This is a genomic window from Providencia sp. PROV236 (genome assembly GCF_033676985.1).
GTDB classification, from domain to species: domain Bacteria; phylum Pseudomonadota; class Gammaproteobacteria; order Enterobacterales; family Enterobacteriaceae; genus Providencia; species Providencia manganoxydans.
This window is the reverse complement of sequence record NZ_CP096297.1, coordinates 3,459,395-3,479,467: the sequence shown is the minus strand read 5'-3', so window position 1 is coordinate 3,479,467 and position 20,073 is coordinate 3,459,395. Positions and strand designations below refer to the sequence as shown.

Below are 20,073 nucleotides of genomic sequence, written 5' to 3'. Positions count from 1 at the left end.
AGCTCTTGGGGAAATACAGTTGCTATGTGTTGTCTTTATACTGGTCGTATTTCAAGTCGTTGTCTGTGCTTAAAAACACGAATCGCCTAGACGCACCTTGAATTATTTATAGTATGTATAATGCAAAAAATACTAGGTGGCATTGCACCACCTAGTATATTAATCATTTTTTAACTAATAAAAAAGATTACCAACCTTTAACTGCACCACCATCAAAGACCTCATCAGCCTTCTTAGCTACTTCATCTGATTGATATGCTTGAACAAATTTCTTCACATTTTCATTATCTTTATTGTCATCACGAGCAACAATAATATTCACATATGGAGAATCTTTGTCTTCTACAAACAAACCATCTTTTGCAGGGGTTAATTTAGGCGTTGCACTACTTGCCCATGTCGTGTTGATGATAGCTAATGCAATTTTTTGATCATCAAGTGCACGTGGTAATTGAGGAGCTTCTAATTCAACAAATTTTAAGCCTTTTGGATTTTCAACAATATCCAAAATTGTTGGCATTAGGCCTGTACCATCTTTCAGTTTGATTAAGCCTTGTTTTTGTAACAGTAGCAGTGAACGGCCAAGGTTAGTTGGATCGTTAGGTAATGCCACTTGTGAGCCATCTGCCAGTTCATCGGCCGATTTAATTTGTTTAGAATAAGCTGCGATAGGGTAAATAAACGTATTACCTACAGGGGTCAGCTTATAGTTTCTGTCTTTAATTTGCTGATCAAGATAAGGCTTATGTTGGAATGCGTTTGCATCGATATCACCTTTACTTAATGCTTCATTTGGCAGTACAAAGTCATTGAAAGCAACTAATTCAACATTCAAGCCGTATTTTTCTTTTGCTACTTTCTGTGCAACTTCAGCAACTTCTAACTCTTTACCCATAATAACGCCAACTTTGATGCTATTTGGATCTTTTTCTTTTTGACCACAACCAGTAAGTGCTAATGTGCCTAATAGCGCGCCAACAACTGCGATAGATTTTAACTTAATAGACATAGATATACCCCTTAAACGCTTTCTTTATAGCACCTCAATGGCGCTGCTATTTTTACGGACTATTTATGTGACACTTTTTTCATTAAATATTCACCGGTAAATTGTATGATGAATACTAAGATAATTAACAACACAAGTACGGTATTCATGACTAATGGGTTATAGGTGTAATAACCATATTGCATTGCTATCTGACCTAAACCACCTGAACCGACAGCACCACCCATCGCAGAATAACCAACTAACATAATGAGTGTGATAGTTGCTGCATTGATGATCCCCGGTAATGATTCAGGTAACAGAATTTTGCGAATAATTTGCAGTGGTGTTGCTCCCATCGCTCTTGAAGCTTCAATTAAACCGCTTGGAACTTCTAATAAGGTATTTTCAACCATACGAGCGATAAATGGGATCGCACCGACAGTTAGTGGAACAATCGCTCCTTCAATACCAATTGCAGAGCCAACTAAGAATTTAGTAAATGGGCTGATCCAAACTAAAAGAATAATAAATGGAATCGAACGGAAAATATTCACTATCGCTGAAATGACAGCATATAGCGCCTTATTTTCCATGACTTGCCCTTTACGAGTCACATACAGTAGAACGCCAGTTGGTACGCCCATGATAAAACCGAGGATTGCCGAAACGAAAGTCATAATAATAGTATCAATCGTTCCCGATATAAGCAGTGAAATCATTCCCTCAGACATAACCTAAAACCTCTACTTTGACATGATGCTCTTTCAAAAATTCAATTGTTGCTTCAACTCCACCATTAACACCATGCAATTCAGCTAACATAACACCAAATTTCACGCCGCCTGCATAGTCAATTTGAGAGCTCAATATATTGATATCAATGTCAAATTTACGAACCGCCATAGAAATTAACGGGGCATCAACAGATTGACCTGTAAATTCTAATTTTAATAATGGCGATAAATCTGCACTAGGTTCGCTTTTTAATTGCGCTTTATAGTCGTCAGGAATATCAATAACCAACGTAGATTTGATAAATTCTTGAGCAACTGGTGTTTTAGGGTGAGAGAATACTTCACTCACTTTATCTTGTTCTATTAATTGACCACCGCTAATCACGGCGACCTGATCACAAATACGTTTCACTACATCCATTTCATGGGTGATCAATAAGATTGTTAATCCTAAACGACGGTTAATATCTTTCAATAATTCAAGAATAGAACGTGTTGTTGCTGGATCAAGTGCACTAGTTGCTTCATCACACAATAAAACTTTTGGTGAGTTTGCTAAAGCGCGTGCAATAGCGACACGTTGTTTTTGACCGCCGGATAAATTAGCAGGATAAGCATCCTTTTTATCGGTTAAGCCAACAAGCTCAAGTAATTCATCGACGCGAGTTTTAATTTTTTCTTTAGGTGTATTATCTAATTCAAGTGGAAGAGCCACGTTGTCAAATACATTTCGTGATGATAATAAGTTAAAGTGCTGGAAAATCATGCCAATACCACGGCGAGCTTTCGTCAACGCTTTTTCAGGTAAGGCACTTAAGTCTTGCCCATCAACAATGACTTGGCCTGATGTTGGGCGCTCAAGCATGTTTACACAACGAATCAGTGTACTTTTGCCTGCACCTGATGCGCCAATCACGCCATAAATTTGCCCAGCAGGAACGTGCAGGCTAATATTAGTGAGTGCCTGAATGTTACGGCTTCCTTGTTGGAAAACTTTATTAATATTTGAGAGCTTTATCATTTATTTCTTCTAAATATATAGGAATCAATTTTTAGATATCTAAATCTAATATGCTTGGATGTTAAGGCGTCTAGACGTCTAAGTCAATAAAGTTTGATTTATTTATTCTATTCTCATTTATTTTCTTTTCATGAGATACTAAAAGTACATTTAGTTTGAGGAGTGAATCGGTGAGCAAAGGTATACCTGCGATCTTTTTAGATAGAGATGGCACAATCAATATTGACCATGGCTATGTACATAAAATAGATGACTTTCAATTTATTGATGGTGCAATTGAAGCGATGGCTGAATTAAAAAACATGGGTTATGCATTAGTTGTTGTCACTAACCAGTCAGGTATCGGTAGAGGCATTTATTCTGAAGATAGCTTTATGCAGCTAACCGAGTGGATGGATTGGTCTCTGGCAGACCGTGGTGTTGATCTTGATGGTATCTATTTCTGCCCGCATCACCCAGATGCGAAAGAAGAGGAATATCGACAAGACTGTAATTGCCGTAAACCAAAACCAGGAATGTTATTAGACGCGCAAGCATTTCTGAATATTGATATGGCATCTTCTATTATGGTTGGCGATAAGCTCGCAGACATGCAAGCGGGTAAAGCGGCAAATGTTGGTACAACTATTCTCGTTAAAAGTGGTGAAACAGTAACTGATGAAGCTATCGCAGCTGCTGATTTAGTCATAGAAAGCATCGCAGAACTGCCTAAAGCGGTTAAAAATATCAAAAAATAGGCGTTTTGGGTGATATATCAGCAACTGAAAAATTTTTTTAAAAAAACACTTGCTAGAATTTTCTGACTCCCTATAATGCGCCTCCACTGACCGACGATGAGCTGACACGAAATTTGATGGCAAGCCCAAAGGGGATAACCCAAAAGGCATTACGAAGGCAGCGAGAGATTCTGAAAAGAATAAGCGAAAAAAAAGCTTGACTCTCGATGAGGAAAGCGTATTATACGCCACCTCGCGACAACGACCTAAACGGTTAATATCGAAAGATAAAGTCGCAACGCTCTTTAACAATTTATCAGACAATCTGTGTGGGCACTCACAAGACACTATCAAAAAATATTTGATTTTAAAGTCTTGAAGAGTGACTAACACGTTAATTCATATACATATGAACTAATAGGTAATCTGGTTTCTTCGGAAATCAGGTGACAGTAAAACATTCTTTGAGCATCAAACACTTTTAATTGAAGAGTTTGATCATGGCTCAGATTGAACGCTGGCGGCAGGCCTAACACATGCAAGTCGAGCGGTAACAGGAGAAGCTTGCTTCTCGCTGACGAGCGGCGGACGGGTGAGTAATGTATGGGGATCTGCCCGATAGAGGGGGATAACTACTGGAAACGGTGGCTAATACCGCATAATCTCTTAGGAGCAAAGCAGGGGAACTTCGGTCCTTGCGCTATCGGATGAACCCATATGGGATTAGCTAGTAGGTGGGGTAATGGCTCACCTAGGCGACGATCCCTAGCTGGTCTGAGAGGATGATCAGCCACACTGGGACTGAGACACGGCCCAGACTCCTACGGGAGGCAGCAGTGGGGAATATTGCACAATGGGCGCAAGCCTGATGCAGCCATGCCGCGTGTATGAAGAAGGCCCTAGGGTTGTAAAGTACTTTCAGTCGGGAGGAAGGCGTTGATGCTAATATCATCAACGATTGACGTTACCGACAGAAGAAGCACCGGCTAACTCCGTGCCAGCAGCCGCGGTAATACGGAGGGTGCAAGCGTTAATCGGAATTACTGGGCGTAAAGCGCACGCAGGCGGTTGATTAAGTTAGATGTGAAATCCCCGGGCTTAACCTGGGAATGGCATCTAAGACTGGTCAGCTAGAGTCTTGTAGAGGGGGGTAGAATTCCATGTGTAGCGGTGAATTGCGTAGAGATGTGGAGGAATACCGGTGGCGAAGGCGGCCCCCTGGACAAAGACTGACGCTCAGGTGCGAAAGCGTGGGGAGCAAACAGGATTAGATACCCTGGTAGTCCACGCTGTAAACGATGTCGATTTGGAGGTTGTGCCCTTGAGGCGTGGCTTCCGGAGCTAACGCGTTAAATCGACCGCCTGGGGAGTACGGCCGCAAGGTTAAAACTCAAATGAATTGACGGGGGCCCGCACAAGCGGTGGAGCATGTGGTTTAATTCGATGCAACGCGAAGAACCTTACCTACTCTTGACATCCAGAGAATTTAGCAGAGATGCTTTAGTGCCTTCGGGAACTCTGAGACAGGTGCTGCATGGCTGTCGTCAGCTCGTGTTGTGAAATGTTGGGTTAAGTCCCGCAACGAGCGCAACCCTTATCCTTTGTTGCCAGCGATTCGGTCGGGAACTCAAAGGAGACTGCCGGTGATAAACCGGAGGAAGGTGGGGATGACGTCAAGTCATCATGGCCCTTACGAGTAGGGCTACACACGTGCTACAATGGCGTATACAAAGAGAAGCGACCTCGCGAGAGCAAGCGGAACTCATAAAGTACGTCGTAGTCCGGATTGGAGTCTGCAACTCGACTCCATGAAGTCGGAATCGCTAGTAATCGTAGATCAGAATGCTACGGTGAATACGTTCCCGGGCCTTGTACACACCGCCCGTCACACCATGGGAGTGGGTTGCAAAAGAAGTAGGTAGCTTAACCTTCGGGAGGGCGCTTACCACTTTGTGATTCATGACTGGGGTGAAGTCGTAACAAGGTAACCGTAGGGGAACCTGCGGTTGGATCACCTCCTTACCATTGAAGTGTTTTTGTGAAGTGCTCACACAGATTGTCTGATGAAATAGAGTCAACGGTATCATATAGGCTTGTAGCTCAGGTGGTTAGAGCGCACCCCTGATAAGGGTGAGGTCGGTGGTTCAAGTCCACTCAGGCCTACCAAAATCGAATGAATGCTACGTTGTATCTCAGCTCGTTTACCTAGTGTAAACGTCGCTAAGCTACGCCTTGCCTTAATTCGATTTCGTTTTTAATCACACCGATTAAAGACGGCGATGATACTGTCAAACCTGTTATGGGGCTATAGCTCAGCTGGGAGAGCGCCTGCCTTGCACGCAGGAGGTCAGCGGTTCGATCCCGCTTAGCTCCACCATAATACTTTTGAATTATTCAGAATAGATTAGTTAATTAAATAGTCTATTGCGAATAATTATGCTCTTTAACAATCTGGAACAAGCTGAAAATTGAAAACAACGCACATTGTTTATCGCTTAAACAATGTGAGAGTCTCTCAAAAATCTCAACTTGAAGATGTCGTCAACAGACAGAAACCGTCGGGTTTCATGTCGACTGACAAAAAAGACACCTTCGGGTTGTGAGGTTAAGCGACTAAGCGTACACGGTGGATGCCTAGGCAATCAGAGGCGATGAAGGACGTGCTAATCTGCGATAAGCGTCGGTAAGGTGATATGAACCGTTATACCCGACGATTTCCGAATGGGGAAACCCAGTGCAATTCGTTGCACTATCGTTTGATGAATACATAGTCAAACGAAGCGAACCGGGGGAACTGAAACATCTCAGTACCCCGAGGAAAAGAAATCAACCGAGATTCCCCTAGTAGCGGCGAGCGAACGGGGAGCAGCCCAGAGTCTTAATCAGCATCAGCATCAGGAGAACGGTCTGGAAAGTCCGGCAGTAAAGGGTGATAGCCCCGTATCCGAAGGTGTTGGTGTTGTGAACTCGACGAGTAGGGCGGGACACGTGTTATCCTGTCTGAATATGGGGGGACCATCCTCCAAGGCTAAATACTCCTGATTGACCGATAGTGAACCAGTACCGTGAGGGAAAGGCGAAAAGAACCCCGGCGAGGGGAGTGAAATAGAACCTGAAACCGTGTACGTACAAGCAGTGGGAGCACCTTCGGGTGTGACTGCGTACCTTTTGTATAATGGGTCAGCGACTTATATTCTGTAGCAAGGTTAACCGTATAGGGGAGCCGTAGGGAAACCGAGTCTTAACTGGGCGAATGAGTTGCAGGGTATAGACCCGAAACCCGGTGATCTAGCCATGGGCAGGTTGAAGGTTGGGTAACACTAACTGGAGGACCGAACCGACTAATGTTGAAAAATTAGCGGATGACTTGTGGCTGGGGGTGAAAGGCCAATCAAACCGGGAGATAGCTGGTTCTCCCCGAAAGCTATTTAGGTAGCGCCTCGTGAACTCATCTTCGGGGGTAGAGCACTGTTTCGACTAGGGGGTCATCCCGACTTACCAACTCGATGCAAACTACGAATACCGAAGAATGTTATCACGGGAGACACACGGCGGGTGCTAACGTTCGTCGTGAAGAGGGAAACAACCCAGACCGCCAGCTAAGGTCCCAAAGTCATGGTTAAGTGGGAAACGAAGTGGGAAGGCTCAGACAGCCAGGATGTTGGCTTAGAAGCAGCCATCATTTAAAGAAAGCGTAATAGCTCACTGGTCGAGTCGGCCTGCGCGGAAGATGTAACGGGGCTAAACCATGCACCGAAGCTGCGGCAGCGACATTTAGATGTTGTTGGGTAGGGGAGCGTTCTGTAAGCCTGCGAAGGTGTGCTGTGAGGCATGCTGGAGGTATCAGAAGTGCGAATGCTGACATAAGTAACGATAATGCGGGTGAAAAACCCGCACGCCGGAAGACCAAGGGTTCCTGTCCAACGTTAATCGGGGCAGGGTGAGTCGACCCCTAAGGCGAGGCAGAAATGCGTAGTCGATGGGAAACAGGTTAATATTCCTGTACTGGTGATAATTGCGATGGGGGGACGGAGAAGGCTAGGCTATCCGGGCGACGGTTGTCCCGGTTTAAGGATGTAGGCAGGTGAATTAGGCAAATCCGGTTCACCATGCTGAGGTCTGATGACGAGTCACTACGGTGATGAAGTAGCTCATGCCCCGCTTCCAGGAAAAGCCTCTAAGCTCTAGATTATCATTAATCGTACCCCAAACCGACACAGGTGGTCAGGTAGAGAATACTCAGGCGCTTGAGAGAACTCGGGTGAAGGAACTAGGCAAAATGGTGCCGTAACTTCGGGAGAAGGCACGCTGGCGCTAGGTGAAGTGGTTTACCCATGGAGCTGAAGCCAGTCGCAGATACCAGCTGGCTGCAACTGTTTATTAAAAACACAGCACTGTGCAAACACGAAAGTGGACGTATACGGTGTGACGCCTGCCCGGTGCTGGAAGGTTAATTGATGGGGTTATCCGTAAGGAGAAGCTCTTGATCGAAGCCCCAGTAAACGGCGGCCGTAACTATAACGGTCCTAAGGTAGCGAAATTCCTTGTCGGGTAAGTTCCGACCTGCACGAATGGCGTAATGATGGCCAGGCTGTCTCCACCCGAGACTCAGTGAAATTGAACTCGCTGTGAAGATGCAGTGTACCCGCGGCAAGACGGAAAGACCCCGTGAACCTTTACTATAGCTTGACACTGAACATTGAGCCTTGATGTGTAGGATAGGTGGGAGGCTTTGAAGTGTGGACGCCAGTCTGCATGGAGCCAACCTTGAAATACCACCCTTTAATGTTTGATGTTCTAACGTTGCCCCGTAATCCGGGGTGCGGACAGTGTCTGGTGGGTAGTTTGACTGGGGCGGTCTCCTCCCAAAGAGTAACGGAGGAGCACGAAGGTTGGCTAAGCATGGTCGGACATCATGCGGTTAGTGCAAAGGCATAAGCCAGCTTGACTGCGAGAGTGACGGCTCGAGCAGGTACGAAAGTAGGTCTTAGTGATCCGGTGGTTCTGAATGGAAGGGCCATCGCTCAACGGATAAAAGGTACTCCGGGGATAACAGGCTGATACCGCCCAAGAGTTCATATCGACGGCGGTGTTTGGCACCTCGATGTCGGCTCATCACATCCTGGGGCTGAAGTAGGTCCCAAGGGTATGGCTGTTCGCCATTTAAAGTGGTACGCGAGCTGGGTTTAGAACGTCGTGAGACAGTTCGGTCCCTATCTGCCGTGGGCGTTGGAAGATTGAAAGGGGCTGCTCCTAGTACGAGAGGACCGGAGTGGACGCACCACTGGTGTTCGGGTTGTCATGCCAATGGCATTGCCCGGTAGCTAAGTGCGGAAGAGATAACCGCTGAAAGCATCTAAGCGGGAAACTTGCCTTGAGATGAGTCTTCCCTGACTCTTTAAGGGTCCTAAAGGAACGTTTAAGACTAAGACGTTGATAGGCTGGGTGTGTAAGCGTAGCGATACGTTGAGCTAACCAGTACTAATGAACCGTGAGGCTTAACCTGACAACACCGAAGGTGTTTTAGAGAGATTGAGTTGTTTTTGGGCAGTGAGAAGCCGAAAGGTGAAGGACACGCAGCTTGTTTGAGATTGAAGTTCTGGTTTGCGTTGAGATAATTGCAAACGGGAACGAAACAGAATTTGTCTGGCGGCAATAGCGCGGTGGTCCCACCTGACCCCATGCCGAACTCAGCAGTGAAACGCCGTAGCGCCGATGGTAGTGTGGGGTCTCCCCATGTGAGAGTAGGGAACTGCCAGACATTAAATTAGTGAAGAAGCCACCCATTGGGTGGCTTTTTTGCGTTTGGAAAGAAATATTTTAGCTCTTTGGCGAGAAGTGATTTGGTGAGATAAAGTGCGATAAAGCTATAAAGAGATAACTATTTCATTGTGTTATACAGGCTATAACCCGCGACGGCACCGGCAACATCATAAGCAAAGTCATGCCAACTCCATCCAGTACCTTCTGGTCTACTATCATATAGCTCTTTGGCTGCACCTAAAGAAACTGACAATAAAATACCAAACTGCGCAGCTTCTCGGTGTTGCCAATTTTGTCTATCTGCATAGGCATTACCAGCCATAGCCATTGCAGCTGAAAATGCAAAATGTTGTGCTTTGTCTTGGCCTGTCCAATTATCGTTTGACCAATGGAAGCCTGTACAGCCAGTTGTTATGAGTGCTAATCCAATGAATGAATATGTGAATAGCTTTTTGGGTAGTTTCATATGTATTTTGTTGAATAAAGATAGATAAAAAAAACACCACATAAGTGGTGCTTTATAAATGCTCTATAAGATACGGCTGATTAACCGATCAACTCTGATTCGTCTTAGTCGGCGGATCAGTTTTTTCACTTTGACAGGATAGGTTTGAATGCTATCTAGCTCACGATAATGATTAACCACTTTAGTATGAGTACGAATACATTCGAGCTCATGTTGGCGTTGTTCCTGCATTTCCTGATTAGGATCGTGGATCAATACCGCATTTTCGAGGTCTAGCCCCCAAGCGCGTGGATTTAAATTATTACCAGTAATAAGCTGCCATTGGTTATCTACCCACATACCCTTTAGGTGATAGGTATTATCACCATCTTTCCACAAGCGAATGGTGAGCTGTTGACTATCAATAAATTTTTGTAGGCGACTAACAAATCTGCGTAAATTGATTTCATACAGATAAGGTAAGGCGCCAATAATTTTAAATGGCTCTTCAGGTGGAATATAGAAATCGTTGGCTGTTTTATCGCCAATAATAATTTCGATCTTTTTACCTTCACGCAGTAATCGACTAATCACCCTTACTAATACCGCAGGAAGGTTAAAATAAGGGGTGCAAATTGTGAGCTTACTTTGTGTCGATCCCATCAAATGGGTAATAGTTCGGTTTAAGTCATTCTTTTTACCTAAACCCACCAAAGGTGTGACTGCTAATTCATGATTTGATGCATTACCGACAAAGTGATATGAGCCGCCCCTAAGTGTGAGACGAAATTGTTTAATGATATTCTTGAATTCAGCCGTTTTAGGTCGATTAGCAATGTTGAGTAACTGTACTGCGTCTGCTTTTAATAACGTATCATCAATAAAAGCTTTCATTGACGCAGTTAGCTGCTCATTTTTAATCAGTTGATATCTATCGTAACGGTACTTTTCATGGCGCTGCAAGTACACATCATTAATACTTGCTCCACTGTATAATAAAGTATTATCAAAAAGAAAACCTTTGAGGTGCAATACCCCTAGCGCTTCTCGTGTATTGACTGGAATACCATAAACAGGGATATCGATTTCAGGGTACTGTTGTGCTACGTCGTAGTACCAATCTGCATTGGTAGAATTCGCAGCAGCACCGATTCTGCCACGTTGTGCACGGTGCCAATCAACCAGTATTTTTATCTCTAATGATGGATTTGCTTGCTTCGCCGCATAGAGGGCATGAAGTATGTCTTTACCTGCATCATCTTGCTCTAAATATAACGCAGTGATGTAGATGTAATGCTGAGCAACGGATATTTGCTTAAGCAAAGCATCACGAAAATCTTCTGTCTTATATAGCGTTTTAACATCAGCAATCGATTGTGTCAGCTTAGGCAAATTTGCCAAGTATTGTTGATGTTTTGCTTGTTTTAATTTTGACAACATCACAGTGTGAATTTCTCTTGTTAGGTCTAATCGCAACTCGCTTTAAGTATATATACTCATCATGCTTCAAGTTGCAGCGTTTGTTGAGCTTCGCTCATTCGCGCCAGTCACATCATTTTCTGTGTTCCTAGCGTCTCATTCATTTTTCGCCTAGCTGCACCTCGAATTATTTAGAGTATAAGTGAGCGAATGATCCGTCGATGATAGCATATTTAGCCAAACCATTTAGAATAAATTAAATTTCTGTTTAATTGTTGTACAAGGTTATTACACTGATTGCTCATAAGTGTAAGGTTAAGTTTACGACACCATCTTCAAACTGCACATCAATTTCGAATCCTAATTTTTTGGCTAGGCTGATCATATTACGGTTTTCTGGCATTGTAATCGCGCTCAGCTTTTTGATCCCGTGTGAGCGAGTATAGTTTAGTAGCTTGTTCATTAATTGGTAACCAAGTGTAAGTCCTTTCATATCTGAGCGAACAAGAACCGCAAATTCTGCCTCTTGATTATCAGGATCTGCCATTGCACGAGTGACACCGATAATTTCAGGCTCAGAGTCTTGATTCTTAACGGCGACAAAGGCCATTTCACGGTCATAGTCAATCTGCGTCATATTTGCGAGATCATCATGTGTAAACTCACTGATTTCACTAAAATAGCGATAATAAAGATCTTCTTTTGTGACCCGTTCGATAAATGATTTTAGGAGAGGTTCGTCTTCAGGCAAGATAGGGCGTAGTAGGCAAGTTAAGTCATCTTTTAAACTGATCGTTTCTTCTAATTCACTTGGATAGGGGCGGATCGCGAGTCTTGATTTTGGATCCTCTTGGTTTGGTGACAATGACATTGAGACATCAAGTAGAGTAAATTCGTCACCTGAAGCGAGTAGCGGATGGATATCAAGCCGAGAAATATTTGGGCAATCAATAATTAAATTGGAAACTCTCACTAATAAGCTTGCGAGTCCTGGGATATTTAAAGGCGCTAGCGCACTGCGTGATTTTATTTTATAGCCTTTAATAGCTTGAATAACTAAATAGCGAGCTAAGGCTAAATTTAATGGTGGTAAAGCAACAGCGGCTTGGCTTTCTTGTTGCCATTCGATACCGCCTTCACCAAGCATAATTAACGGTCCAAATATAGGATCCAGTTCAACGGCAATGCGCAGTTCTTGAGCACCAGCTCGGTTAGCCATACTTTGAACCAGTAAGCCCTCGACCCTTGCCTGAGGGAAATTCGTTGATACACGGTCAATAATCGCCTTAGCGGCTTCACCAACCTCTTTAGCATTACGTAAATAGAGCATAACCCCTTGTACTTCTGATTTATGCACGATATCAGGAGAACGTAACTTCAATGCGACGGGATAACCGATTTTTTCTGCTATCTCAATCGCTTCATCGCTAGAATGGGCGATCCAAGTTGGTAAACTGTTCAGCCCATAAGCTTGCAAAATTGGTTGAACTTCATGGGTATCTAAATGCAAATTGTTATTTTGCAATGCTTGTTGAATGTAATCATGTGCTTGTTGAGTATTCGCTGTAATACCGATAGGCAGAGCGGGGGTTTCTTTTAACTGTTTTTGGTTCCTACGATACTCAACCATATGCATATAAGCAGTTATAGCACCTTCTGGTGTACGGTAAGTTGGAATACCTGCTTCACTAAATAAACGGCGTGAGGTTTGTGATGAGTATTCGCCACACCAGTTAGTGAGTATTGTTAGCCATTTCCCTCTTGGGTGCTGCTTAATGGTTTTAATGATTTTTTCAGCCATGCCTTTACTTTCAGTGATGGCACTTGGCGTATAAATGAGTAATAGCGCATCATGATCATGGCTATCTAGCATTTTATTCAATACGCTAATGTAGCGATCAAGTGTTGCATCATCGCCTAAATCAATAGGATTTTGCGTTGATAGATCGAGGGGCAGAAGGGCGCTAAGTTCGGTTTGTGTTTCTTGGCCTAAAGTCGCTAGCTTACCATTGCGTTGTAATAATTCATCGAGTGCCATCGCAGCGGGTGCGGCACCATTACTGATGATTGATAAGCGTTCACCTCTTAAGGGGGTCATGTGGCTCAATGTTTCAACAGCTGAAAACATTTCATGAGTATCTTGAACTCGCAGAAGGCCGGCTCGCTGAATGGCAGCATCATAGGCAGCATCTAAGCTTGGTTTTTCGCCAAGTAACTGTTGTGCTTTACGGGTTCGACCACTTTTAACCACTAATATAGGTTTATTGCGCGATGCGCTGCGTGAAGCAGAAAGGAAGCGCCGTGCATCACTAATGCTTTCAAGATAGAGCAAAATAGCACTCGTTTTACTATCGCGCGCGAGGTAATCCAAAAGATCGTCGATATCAATATCGATACGATCACCAAGTGCAATAAAGTAGGAAAAACCGATTTCACGATGGCGAGCCCAATCTAAAACGGTATTAGACACTGCCGCTGATTGAGAAATAAAAGCCAATTTACCTTTTAAGATAGGGATTGGTGAGAAGCTCGCATTTAAGCCTTGCCATGGCGCTAAGATACCTAGGCTATTTGGGCCTAACAGCCTAATTTGATATTGATGAGCAATTTTTTTGAGTTCAGCAAATTGAATTGAGGGCGATGATAAAATAATCACCACTTTACAGCCATATTCGCCTAGTTGCCTTAAGCATTCTGGGTTTTTGGCATGGTGGGTACAAATTACAGCCAAGTCAGGTTTTAACGGTAATTTATCAATACTTGGATAAGCGAGTACCCCAAGAATAGAGCTACGGTTTGGGTTAACGGGGAGTATTGGTCCTTTGAAGCCACTGGTTAACAAATTTTTCATCATTACCGAGCCTGCTCGATTTGGATCTTCTGATGCACCAATGACCGCAATTGATTTTGGTCTAAATAAAGACTCTAACTGACTCACTAAACCCATGGTAGATCACCTTTTGCTTTGGTGAGCGAACATACCGCCCTATCAATATTGTGAGATATATCCTCTAATTTATTTCAGATACAGGTGGATGAAGAGCATATATAGGTTATGTGACTCGGCTAGCTGAGCACAGTCAACACCGCTGCATCTTGAAGTATGACGAGTATACTATGCCGTATCTCTCTAGTTGTGCCAGTTTATCAGTGGAATTATCTAATGATGTTCACGTTTTCTATTGTTTGATTATCTTAAAATTGCATATTTATCACGATAGTTATGGAAAATCGCATTGATACGCTACTCACAATGAGTTAACTGTTTTTCAGCTTGTCGCATTTGAGCCAACGGGTGGTGCGGTTTACCTTCTAGATACTTGTCTCTAAATAGATTGAAATGACTAAAGAGTTGTTGAGAGGCCAATGTATCGCCGGCAAGTTCTAAGAGGGTTGCGGCCACTTCGGCAGTACAGTGTTGTTCTTCCTTTGATGGAGTGCGCAGTAAGTAATCTGTTCTTGCTTTGGTGTTAATAGAAAGTACAGGGATATTATCGAGATAAGGGCTTTTACGAAACATTTTACGTGCCTCTGGCCATGTACCATCTAATAGAATAAATAATGGGGGTTTGTCAGAGATAGTCGGTTGATTAACCACTTTCCGTCCAGATTGGGCGTAACTTTCGGGAAAAATGAGATAAGGCTGTCGAGTTGGATCTTGTAAAACTGCAAGTAATCGCGAATCGGGTTCAGTTCTCGACCATTGAAAAGCTAAAGTGTCTGGCATGACATCTGCAATCAATTTACCAGTATTACTTGGTTTAAAGACTTCACCATCGAACATGATCAAGCAAAATTGGCTTTTCGCTTCGGTAGAGACTATATGCTGGCAAAGGCACTGTGGTGTAGGCAATAAACAGTACTGGCAGCGCTTAACTCGACAACCTCTTGCTTTAAAAGGTTTAGTTGATAGTAGTAGGCGTTGTTGGCGTAGAGCATAAACGGCGTTAGGGGTCATGATTGGCACAAGTTTTGGTGTTGATGAAAATAGAGCGCGTATTGTACGTAAATCCAATGAATGGTGATAGAGGTATATTCAGGATCTTTTCGGTGCAATAATGCGTGAATCAGTGGCGTAGCTCGGCAACATCATGTAATCTTCGCGCCATAGCTTTGTAGGGGATAACAATGAACGACTCAAATGATTTTAGTGGTAAGAACGGTAAAGTAAAAGTGATGTATGTCCGTAGTGAAGATCAAAATGACGGGCAACATAAAGGCAAACGTCAGCAAGATAATCGACGCGGTAACGATAAACGTGATGGTGGCCGCCGCAATGAGCGTTCAGGTCGCCCCGATGATAGAAGAAGCCAGCCACCACGTGAGCGTTCTGCTTGGCGTACGGTTTCAAAGCCAAATACTGATGAGTTGGTTAATGATCATGGCGGTATTTCAGGTAAAAGCCAAATTGACCCTGAGCAATTGCGTAAGCAACGTTTAGAAGAAACGCGTATTTATGGTGAAAATGCGTGTCAGGCCATGTTTAAAAATCGTCCTGATGCTATTGTGCGAGCGTGGTTTCTGCAATCAGTCACTCCACGTTTTCGTGATGCATTAAAATGGATGGCTGCAAATCGTAAAGCTTATCATGTTGTTGATGATGAAGAACTGACGAAGGCATCGGGAACCGAACATCATGGTGGTGTTTGTTTCTTGATTAAAAAACGCGGTGGCATGAGCGTTGAAACTTATTTGGAACAAGCTCCTGCAAAAGATTGTGTCTTGGCACTAGAAGATGTGGGTAACCCACATAATTTAGGTGGCATCATGCGTAGCTGCGCTCATTTTGGGATCCAAGGTGTGATTTTACAAGATGCAGGTATGCTGGAGTCTGGTGCAGCCATTCGTACAGCTGAAGGTGGTGCTGAGCATATCAAAGCTATTGATGCAGATGGGCTAAGCGCAACATTAAATCACTTCCGCCAAGCGGGCTATACTATTGTTACCACATCAAGTCATAAAGGCAGTCAAGACATTGCTAAAGCTCAATTACCTGAAAAAATGGTACTGGTGTTAGGTCAAGAGCGCGATGGGTTGAGTGATAGCGTGTGGGACGAGGGGGATATGAGCTTATATATTGGTGGGACAGGTAAGGTTGAGAGTCTCAATGTTTCTGTCGCTACAGGTATTATGTTAGCGCAATGGTGGCAACAGAATAAAGCCAAATAAATAAGGTATAATACTCCGTTCATCGTTTCAATATGATGTAGAGTAATGGATCGTAACGGCACATTAAAAGTAGAAAACCTACTGTTTAATGTGCCGTTTTTGTTATTAGGCGTTAGTGCGCGCCGCCGCCATCACTTTTGGCTCCCGCTCCAAATGGCGGTTTGGCAAACCAAATAATGACCATTAGTAAGATAAAGATCCCCGCCGACAACCAAAAAATTTCATTAGCTGAAATAATTAATCCTTGATCGGTAATGCTCTTAGCAAGGAAGGCTGCACTTTGAATATCATTCATCCCCATTTGTGCAAGGTCGCTGTACATGTGTTGTGAATTGACATTGTAAGGGTTGATGAATTCAGTCAACACTTCATGATGCATGGCTTCTCGTTGCGTCCACACGGTGGTGGTAATCGATGTACCAATAGCCCCAGCGAGCGTTCGCGTAAAATTAGATAAGCTGGAAGCAGAAGCCATTTTTTCTGGAGGAAGTCCCGACAAAGTAATGGTGGTTAACGGCATAAAGAAGCATGCGATCGCCAATCCTTGTACGAACTGAGGCCAAGCCGCTGCGGCAAAGCTCATACCTGGCTCAAAAGTATAGGCGCGCCAATAATAGCAGAGAGCATAAATAATAAAGCTGAATGTCACGAGGTAACGCATGTCGATACGGTTACCAAATCGACCGATTATTGGAGTAATCAGCAAAGGAAGCAAACCAACGGGGGCAGAGGCGAGTCCGGCCCATGTCGCGGTGTAACCATAGACAGATTGTAATAGCTGGGGGATCAGAACGATGGTGCCAAAATAGAGCATGTAAGCGAGGCTTAATGCAAGGCAGCCGATAGTAAAGTTACGTTCCTTAAAAAGTGATAGATCAATGACGGGATGATCATCGGTTAGCTCCCAGACCACTAAGAAGGCTATGGCGACAACCGCTATTACCGTAAGTACAATGATCTCGGTAGAATTAAACCAATCGAGTTCTTTGCCCTGATCTAACATAATCTGCAAAGCCCCAATACCGACCACGAGTAACACTAGGCCAACGGTATCAATAGGGTTAATCGAGATTTTGGTTTCACGGCCTTTGAGTGTCTGCATAATGGCAAAAATGATGGCAATACTAAAAGGTACGTTGATAAAGAATATCCAGCCCCAATGGTAGTTATCACTGATATAGCCGCCAAGAATTGGACCACAAATAGGTGCAACAACAATGGTCATTGACCACAGGGCTAACGCCATATTGCGTTTTTGTGGTGGATAGTTGTTTAGCAACAAACTTTGAGACAATGGGATCAGAGGCCCAGCCACCAAACCTTGCAGAACACGGAACAGGATCAGCATTTCTAAGCTGTTTGAAATACCACATAGCCATGAGGTTAGGGCAAACAGTCCTGTAGACCATAAAAATAGCCTAACTTCACCGATGCGGCGTGCAAGCCAACCCGTCACTGGAATTGAAATGGCATTTGCCACACCAAAGGAAGTGATCACCCAAGTTCCCTGAGTAATTGAAGAGCCTAGATTCCCTGCGATAGTTGGTATAGCAACGTTCGCAATGGTTGAATCTAAGACTTGCATAAATGTGGCGAGCGAAAGCGCGATAGTCATCCATGCAAGTTTAGAACCTGTTAAAGGTGCTTTAGTCACGTTCACCTCAGATTAATTGTTTCCAGAGTTACTATTAATAATCTCAGTAACTATTTTGTCCGCAGGAGACATATCAATAGCGAGTGCAGATGTGTGATAAGCGGGAGCTTCACGCATACCTTTTGCGAGTACTTTGCCATCTTTATTGAGGGTATCTACAGTGACTTCAGTGGATAAACCTAAGCGTAATGGATACTGTTCTAACTGAGTAGGCTCTAACGCGACACGAACCGGTAGACGTTGTACCACTTTGATCCAGTTACCTGTTGCATTTTGTGCTGGAAGTAAAGAGAACGCACTTCCCGTTCCCATATCCAAACCTACGACCGTGCCATTAAACACAATGTCTTTACCATAAAAATCGGTTGTTACTTTGGCTGGTTGGCCTATACGCATATCGGCAAGTTGAGTTTCTTTGAAATTTGCATCAATCCACATACCTTGCGAAGGAACGATAGCCATAAGGGGGGTTGCTGTGGTGATTTGTGAGCCGACTTGAACGCTACGCCGTGAAACATAACCATCGACAGGACTGACTATTTTTGTTCGTTGTAGTGCGAGCCATGCATTTCTAACTTCTGTTGCAGCTTGTTCAACGGCAGGTTGTTTAGATAATGGCGTATCCAGCACAATAGCATTGTTTGCATTTAATTGCTCAATAGCGACATCTAAAGCTGCTTTTGCACTGACAACGGCTTCGCGTGCGTGTTGTAGCTCTTCTTTACCAATTAAATTGCTGCTACCAAGGACTTCTCGGCGTTTTAAGTCATTTTGTAATCTCACCAGTTCAGAGCGTTTCATATTAATATTAGCTTGGTATTGACGGCTATTAACGATCTGCTGGTGGGATTGGCGTACGCTGTTAGCTAAAGTCGTTTTAGCTTTTTCTAAGGCGAGTTGAGCATCTCTAGGGTCTAATTCAACGAGAATGGTACCACTTTTTACAAAATCAGTATTATCTACATTGACGGTCATCACACTACCGGCGATTTGTGACTGTATTTGTACCTGATTACCTGCGACATAAGCATTATCTGTTGATTCGTAATGACGCAGAACAAAGAACCAATAAGCTGCCCAGCCAATGCCAATAGCGACAAATAATAGTGTGAGAAGTGCTAGGGCGCTTCTACGTTGTTTCTTTTTATTGCGCTGAGGCTGTTGTGTGGTTTGCATTTCCTCGTGGGCACTCATACTAGTGTTTCTCCGCTTATGGGCATTTTTAATCACGAATGTTCCCAGTAGTTAACGCTAACCACTGGAAACTGGGACGACAATTGATAGGTTTGCTTGTTGGAATATCGTAAGCACAAGGTAGAAAGGATAACGAAATCTTTTAGACAGAAAAGTCTTTTTTCGCCTTTCGGATTATAAATGACTCAAATACATTATCCACACTAATATAGAGGTTATTATGACTTAGTATAATCTCTTACTGTATCCAGCTTTATAAGTAACTTACGCATCAATTTATTTAGCTGTTGCTGTTCGTCAATATCAAGTACAGACCAGATATCTTTTAAAGCCGCATGTTGAGGTGGTAAGAGCCCACCTAAAAACTGCGAGCCTTTTTCTGTAAGGTGGAGATGTAAGCAACGGCGATCGTTATGGCTTTCTTTGCGTTCAATCCAACCATTTTTTTCAAGTTCATCGGCGATGCGAGTCGCATTTGTGCGTGAGGAACCCAAAGCAGCGCTCAGCTCAGAAGGTTGAATACTACGGCTATCTTTTGTATCAAGGATCATCAATGCCATAAAGAGGGTTTCGTTAATTCCTTGGGCCTTGAGCATATTGTTACGAGACTCAAGTAACTTGCCATGAACGTGCATACATAGGCGAGTCAGAAGGATCTCCTGATAGGGTATTGGGTTATTATGTGAATCTTGCTGTGCGACACGAGCATTTAGTAGCTCTTCTGTCGGAGTAAATGAACTTTCCATTATTTGGATACCTTATTAGTTTCAGTTGGTAAGATTACAACTGTCATCAACCATCTAAATGGTATATCAAAAGACAAAATTAGCAATTGTAGTTAATTGATACCATCAAATTTATTTTGATAATGATACATAATTCATAAATTTTATGAATGTAATTTACTTAGGTTAGTATAGCGTAATTAGGTGTTTTTGCTTTTTAATTTGTTTTATTTCAATAAAAT

The 20,073-nt window shown here is 43.4% G+C and carries 12 protein-coding genes, 2 tRNA genes and 3 rRNA genes; 7 read left to right on the top strand and 10 right to left on the bottom strand.

The window, feature by feature from the left end; all coding sequences use genetic code 11:
* Nucleotides 1–187: 187 nt before the first annotated feature.
* From M1E96_RS16025 to metN, 3 genes are read right to left on the bottom strand one after another with little or no spacing between them, the layout of a single operon-like run.
* A complete protein-coding gene (locus M1E96_RS16025; protein ID WP_070927392.1) occupies nucleotides 188–1,009 on the bottom strand; it encodes a MetQ/NlpA family lipoprotein in 822 nt (273 codons plus the stop codon).
* 59 nt (nucleotides 1,010–1,068) lie between these two features.
* Nucleotides 1,069–1,722, bottom strand: a complete 654-nt coding sequence (metI, locus tag M1E96_RS16020) for a methionine ABC transporter permease MetI (RefSeq protein ID WP_070927394.1) — start codon at nucleotides 1,720–1,722, stop codon at nucleotides 1,069–1,071.
* A complete protein-coding gene (metN, locus tag M1E96_RS16015) occupies nucleotides 1,715–2,746 on the bottom strand; it encodes a methionine ABC transporter ATP-binding protein MetN (RefSeq protein ID WP_272580641.1) in 1,032 nt (343 codons plus the stop codon). The genes metI and metN overlap by 8 nt, the downstream gene beginning before the upstream one ends.
* 170 nt (nucleotides 2,747–2,916) lie before the next feature.
* Between metN and gmhB the strand changes: the two genes are divergently transcribed.
* The 6 genes from gmhB (at nucleotide 2,917) to rrf (ending at nucleotide 9,223) form a co-directional block, all read left to right on the top strand.
* Nucleotides 2,917–3,483: a D-glycero-beta-D-manno-heptose 1,7-bisphosphate 7-phosphatase gene (gene gmhB / locus M1E96_RS16010; protein WP_070927399.1), complete on the top strand. Its 567-nt coding sequence runs from the start codon at nucleotides 2,917–2,919 to the stop codon at nucleotides 3,481–3,483.
* Between the two features lie 461 nt (nucleotides 3,484–3,944).
* Nucleotides 3,945–5,484 (top strand): 16S ribosomal RNA (locus M1E96_RS16005).
* A 67-nt stretch (nucleotides 5,485–5,551) separates the two neighbouring features.
* Nucleotides 5,552–5,628: transfer RNA gene (locus tag M1E96_RS16000), tRNA-Ile, on the top strand.
* A gap of 135 nt (nucleotides 5,629–5,763) precedes the next feature.
* Nucleotides 5,764–5,839 (top strand) — tRNA-Ala (locus M1E96_RS15995).
* A gap of 226 nt (nucleotides 5,840–6,065) precedes the next feature.
* A 23S ribosomal RNA gene (locus tag M1E96_RS15990) occupies nucleotides 6,066–8,968 on the top strand.
* A 139-nt stretch (nucleotides 8,969–9,107) separates the two neighbouring features.
* A 5S ribosomal RNA gene (rrf, locus tag M1E96_RS15985) occupies nucleotides 9,108–9,223 on the top strand.
* The 16S, 23S and 5S rRNA genes sit together here with 2 tRNA genes alongside, the layout of an rRNA operon.
* 120 nt (nucleotides 9,224–9,343) lie before the next feature.
* Here rrf and M1E96_RS15980 read toward each other — a convergent pair.
* The 4 genes from M1E96_RS15980 to M1E96_RS15965 all read right to left on the bottom strand — a co-directional run bounded on the left by M1E96_RS15980 (nucleotide 9,344) and on the right by M1E96_RS15965 (nucleotide 15,047).
* On the bottom strand, nucleotides 9,344–9,691 hold the full coding sequence (locus tag M1E96_RS15980) for a YfiM family lipoprotein (protein ID WP_070925092.1): 348 nt from the start codon (nucleotides 9,689–9,691) through the stop codon (nucleotides 9,344–9,346).
* Nucleotides 9,692–9,754: 63 nt separating this feature from the next.
* On the bottom strand, nucleotides 9,755–11,110 hold the full coding sequence (pssA, locus tag M1E96_RS15975; protein WP_349485660.1) for a CDP-diacylglycerol--serine O-phosphatidyltransferase: 1,356 nt from the start codon (nucleotides 11,108–11,110) through the stop codon (nucleotides 9,755–9,757).
* Between the two features lie 280 nt (nucleotides 11,111–11,390).
* Nucleotides 11,391–14,036 carry a bifunctional acetate--CoA ligase family protein/GNAT family N-acetyltransferase gene (locus M1E96_RS15970; protein WP_272581395.1) on the bottom strand — a complete coding sequence of 882 codons (2,646 nt, stop codon included), beginning with the start codon at nucleotides 14,034–14,036 and terminating at the stop codon, nucleotides 11,391–11,393.
* Nucleotides 14,037–14,333: 297 nt separating this feature from the next.
* Nucleotides 14,334–15,047 carry a tRNA-uridine aminocarboxypropyltransferase gene (locus M1E96_RS15965; protein ID WP_272581394.1) on the bottom strand — a complete coding sequence of 238 codons (714 nt, stop codon included), beginning with the start codon at nucleotides 15,045–15,047 and terminating at the stop codon, nucleotides 14,334–14,336.
* A gap of 170 nt (nucleotides 15,048–15,217) precedes the next feature.
* Between M1E96_RS15965 and M1E96_RS15960 the strand changes: the two genes are divergently transcribed.
* Nucleotides 15,218–16,258: a tRNA/rRNA methyltransferase gene (locus tag M1E96_RS15960; RefSeq protein ID WP_140186822.1), complete on the top strand. Its 1,041-nt coding sequence runs from the start codon at nucleotides 15,218–15,220 to the stop codon at nucleotides 16,256–16,258.
* Nucleotides 16,259–16,370: 112 nt separating this feature from the next.
* Here M1E96_RS15960 and emrB read toward each other — a convergent pair whose 3' ends face one another.
* The 3 genes from emrB to mprA form a co-directional block, all read right to left on the bottom strand.
* Nucleotides 16,371–17,912 (bottom strand): multidrug efflux MFS transporter permease subunit EmrB, encoded by a 1,542-nt coding sequence (gene emrB, locus M1E96_RS15955; protein WP_369427204.1) that lies wholly within the window; start codon nucleotides 17,910–17,912, stop codon nucleotides 16,371–16,373.
* A gap of 12 nt (nucleotides 17,913–17,924) precedes the next feature.
* Complete coding sequence (gene emrA / locus M1E96_RS15950; RefSeq protein ID WP_070925087.1) at nucleotides 17,925–19,106, bottom strand: multidrug efflux MFS transporter periplasmic adaptor subunit EmrA; 1,182 nt, start codon at nucleotides 19,104–19,106, stop codon at nucleotides 17,925–17,927.
* A 218-nt stretch (nucleotides 19,107–19,324) separates the two neighbouring features.
* Nucleotides 19,325–19,852: a transcriptional repressor MprA gene (mprA, locus tag M1E96_RS15945; RefSeq protein WP_070925086.1), complete on the bottom strand. Its 528-nt coding sequence runs from the start codon at nucleotides 19,850–19,852 to the stop codon at nucleotides 19,325–19,327.
* Nucleotides 19,853–20,073 lie beyond the last annotated feature (221 nt).

Bases quoted from the DNA above. Each gene is read 5' to 3' on its own strand.
- M1E96_RS16025 (WP_070927392.1), bottom strand. From the start codon at position 1,009: ATGTCTATTAAGTTAAAATCTATCGCAGTTGTTGGCGCGCTATTAGGC.
- metI (WP_070927394.1), bottom strand. From the start codon at position 1,722: ATGTCTGAGGGAATGATTTCACTGCTTATATCGGGAACGATTGATACT.
- metN (WP_272580641.1), bottom strand. From the start codon at position 2,746: ATGATAAAGCTCTCAAATATTAATAAAGTTTTCCAACAAGGAAGCCGT.
- M1E96_RS15980 (WP_070925092.1), bottom strand. From the start codon at position 9,691: ATGAAACTACCCAAAAAGCTATTCACATATTCATTCATTGGATTAGCA.
- pssA (WP_349485660.1), bottom strand. From the start codon at position 11,110: ATGTTGTCAAAATTAAAACAAGCAAAACATCAACAATACTTGGCAAAT.
- M1E96_RS15970 (WP_272581395.1), bottom strand. From the start codon at position 14,036: ATGGGTTTAGTGAGTCAGTTAGAGTCTTTATTTAGACCAAAATCAATT.
- M1E96_RS15965 (WP_272581394.1), bottom strand. From the start codon at position 15,047: ATGACCCCTAACGCCGTTTATGCTCTACGCCAACAACGCCTACTACTA.
- M1E96_RS15960 (WP_140186822.1), top strand. From the start codon at position 15,218: ATGAACGACTCAAATGATTTTAGTGGTAAGAACGGTAAAGTAAAAGTG.
- emrA (WP_070925087.1), bottom strand. From the start codon at position 19,106: ATGAGTGCCCACGAGGAAATGCAAACCACACAACAGCCTCAGCGCAAT.
- mprA (WP_070925086.1), bottom strand. From the start codon at position 19,852: ATGGAAAGTTCATTTACTCCGACAGAAGAGCTACTAAATGCTCGTGTC.